This is a genomic window from Mycobacterium sp., from assembly GCF_050701515.1.
GTDB lineage: Bacteria > Actinomycetota > Actinomycetes > Mycobacteriales > Mycobacteriaceae > Mycobacterium.
The window spans coordinates 1-3,073 of sequence record NZ_JBOGDB010000249.1 but is presented as its reverse complement, the minus strand read 5'-3'; the positions used below and the strand labels follow the sequence as shown (position 1 = coordinate 3,073).

The window sequence follows — 3,073 nt, the reverse complement described above, 5'->3', positions numbered from 1 at the left end:
CCGGGGGCTTGCGCAGGCCGCCGCTGTCGAGTCCGATCCAGCAGCGGGGCGTGCAGCAGCACCTGTAGAGATGGACAGGACTGCGGTGTCATCGGGCTTAGGCAGCGGCATTGCCATGTCCTCCACCGTCGTGGTCCGCACCGAAATGCTCGATCCCCATCGGGGCTAGCCCCGATGGGGCTTGACATGCCGTAGCCGATGCGACCGACTGGTATCGATCGTCGTGGTAATTGGCGGCACACCCCACGTGAGCGGGGACTACGCTGTGAACTCGCGCGGGTACCGCCCGGTAGCGGAAGGCGAGTCATGACTGGTCCGGGACGACGCTGTCGGCTCTGCGACGCTCTGCTGCGTGTCGGCGTGAACGACACGATGTGCGGCTCCTGCGCCCGTGCCCGTGGATTCCAGAAGCCGATCCCGGACGGGTTCTACGAGGACGCGGCCATGCGCGCCGCGTTGGCGCGCTACGACTTCGGCACGGTGTTCTCCGCCGTCCGCCAGCACACCGGCCTGTCGCAGCTTCAGCTCGCCGACCTGCTGGAGCTGTCCCAGTCTCGCGTCTCCGCCGTCGAGCGCGGCGAGCGTCGGCTCAGCCACGTCAAGCTGGCCGCCCGACTGGCCACCGTGCTGCGCATCCCGCCTTCCTTGCTCGGCTTTCCCGCCGACACCTCGACTGACATGGCCGGTACCGTGACCGCCAAGGAGGTGAGTTGGTTGGAGCGCAGGGACTTTCTCGCCCTGGTCACGGCCGCCACGTTGGGATCGAGCCTGCATCCCGAGATCGCCCGACTGGGCTCGCTGCTGCCCGGTCAGGTCGAACCGGTGACCCGTCCTCGTATCGGCGCGGCCGATGTCGACGCGATCGAGGCGATCACCGATGGGTTCCGCCGGTCGGACTTCGCCTACGGCGGTGGGCTCTGCCGCGCGGCTGCTGTCACGCAACTGCACCAGGTGCGCCGGTTGGAGGACGCCGTCTGCTCGCCGGAGACACGGATCCGGCTGTTGGTGGCCGTCGCGGAATTGGCCAGCATGGCTGGGTGGATGGCCTACGACGTCGACGATCACGACGCCGCGCGCCGCCTGTGGACCTACGCCCTGGACACCGCCCGCCGAGCCGAAGACCACCCGCGCGCTACCGACCTCGCCGTCGACGTGCTGCTGGACATGGCGCACCAAGCGCTGCATCTCGACCGCGCGAGCGAGGCACTTCACCTCACGCAACTCGCCTCGGCGACCGCTGCCAATCGCAAGCATCCGGTCAGCATGATCACCCAGGGCTACATCTCCGCGGTCCTCGGGTGGTGCCGCGCCACGCTCGGCGAGGCCGAGCCCACGCGCCGCGCGATCGGGCAGGCCCAGGACACTTATGCCGCCGCCGATCCGGCCACGACCCCACCGTGGGCGTGGTTCGTCACCGACGCCGAGATCACCGCTCAGCAGGGCCATTCGCTGTACCTGCTGTCACTGGCGCGGCCGGAGTTCGCCCCCGAAGCAATCCAGAAACTGACCTGCGCCGCGAACGGATATGGTGCCGAATACGAACGCAGTCGTGCAGTGATCCTGCCCCCTCTGGCCTCCGTCCAGTTCCAGGCTGGCGACACCGACGCGGCGGTAGCCACCGGCTATGACGCGGTGGACGCGATCACCGGGTTGTCCTCCACCCGCGGCTACGCACGGCTGCGTGTCCTAGACACGATGGCCGCGCCGCACAGTCGGAAGTCTGAGGTCGCCGACCTGCGCGAATACATCCGCGCCGTGCTGACCACGGCGGCATGAGCGGTCCGGCAGTGACCGATGCCCGCCTGCCCGGCATCGACGCCCTGAACGCCGCTTGCCGGATCTTCGGCGCCGACCCCGCCAACGCTCGCCTCATGCACGACCGCTCGAACGCGGTGTACTTGCTTCCTCGCGAGCAGGTCGTCACCCGGTTGGCCCCCGACACCGCAGTACGCCGCCGTCGCGCGCAGACCTCCATCGAGGTCACCCGATGGCTAGCAGCCCAACCCGATCCGATCGCATTGCCGCCTCTACCCGGCGAGCAACCGGTCATTGCAGCTGGCGCCGTTACCACATTCTGGCCCCAATGCGCCACCGCTCCGCCGCCCTCGCTGGCTGACCTGGCAGCGCTCCTGCGGCGGTTGCACGCGCTGCCCGCCCCGCCGTTCCTGATACCCCGTTACCAGCCGCTGCAACGGCTGCACGAGGCGCTGGCAGTCGACCAGGACCGTCCGCAGCCGACGCTGAACACAAATGATCGGGCCTGGCTGCTCGACCGAGCCACCACCGTGGTCGACACGTTCGCGGCTACCGAGTTCCCACTGGGGGAAGGGCTCATCCACGGCGACGCGCACAACGAAAACCTGGTCCGCGACCACGGTGAATGGCTGCTGATCGACTGGGACGGCACCTGCATCGGTCCCCACGAACTGGACCTGCTTACCGGCATCCCTGACCACTTCCACGAACTCGAACACGACAGGACCCGATTCCTGACCGCCTACGGCTACAACATCCTCGACTGGCCCGGCTGGACCCTGCTGCGGGACATCACCGAACTACACGCCCTTGGCGCCTACATCCGTCTCGCCCCCAGCAAACCCGCCGCCGCCACTGAGCTGTACCACCGCATCCGATCCCTGCGCACCGGCGACCGGTCGGTCCGCTGGAACGCCATTGCCTGACCAGCTCCGAGCTACCGCTTCCGGCACCTCCGAGAATGCGGAGCTTGACGAGGGCTTAACCAGCGTTCGTCACCGACTCGCCTACCCTGCCTTACTCGACGCTCAGGAAGCCCACGACCTCGACGACGAACGTATCGAAGAGTTAGGCACCTCCACCGCGGCCCAGGACCTGCCGCCGACCAACTTGCCTATTAACCCCGGTAATCTCCCTGACCTGCGCTGACGCCCTGCGGGACCGCGCAGGCCGACTGATCATTGATGGGGTTCGATCTTGGTGGCGAACATCCGGCCGTCGCCACCGTCACCACAGCCGAAGCAGTGGAAGGTGCCGTGGCCAGGACGCACCCGAAACGCCGTGGAACCACAAAACGGGCAGACACCCCGCAACCTGT

At 67.8% G+C, this 3,073-nt stretch carries 3 protein-coding genes; 2 read left to right on the top strand and 1 reads right to left on the bottom strand.

The window, feature by feature from the left end; all coding sequences use genetic code 11:
- Positions 1 to 360: 360 nt before the first annotated feature.
- On the top strand, positions 361 to 1,776 hold the full coding sequence (locus ACRDU5_RS19125; protein WP_526616333.1) for a helix-turn-helix domain-containing protein: 1,416 nt from the start codon (positions 361 to 363) through the stop codon (positions 1,774 to 1,776).
- Positions 1,773 to 2,681, top strand: a complete 909-nt coding sequence (locus ACRDU5_RS19120) for a phosphotransferase family protein (RefSeq protein WP_526616332.1) — start codon at positions 1,773 to 1,775, stop codon at positions 2,679 to 2,681. Before ACRDU5_RS19125 ends, ACRDU5_RS19120 begins: the two co-directional genes overlap by 4 nt.
- Positions 2,682 to 2,933: 252 nt before the next feature.
- On the opposite strand, the gene ACRDU5_RS19115 is transcribed toward ACRDU5_RS19120, so the two are convergent.
- Complete coding sequence (locus tag ACRDU5_RS19115) at positions 2,934 to 3,068, bottom strand: CHC2 zinc finger domain-containing protein (RefSeq protein WP_526616334.1); 135 nt, start codon at positions 3,066 to 3,068, stop codon at positions 2,934 to 2,936.
- Positions 3,069 to 3,073: the final 5 nt, after the last annotated feature.

What these genes read in the sequence shown, in the direction of transcription:
- ACRDU5_RS19120 (WP_526616332.1), top strand. Translation starts at nt 1,773, where the DNA reads ATGAGCGGTCCGGCAGTGACCGATGCCCGCCTGCCCGGCATCGACGCC.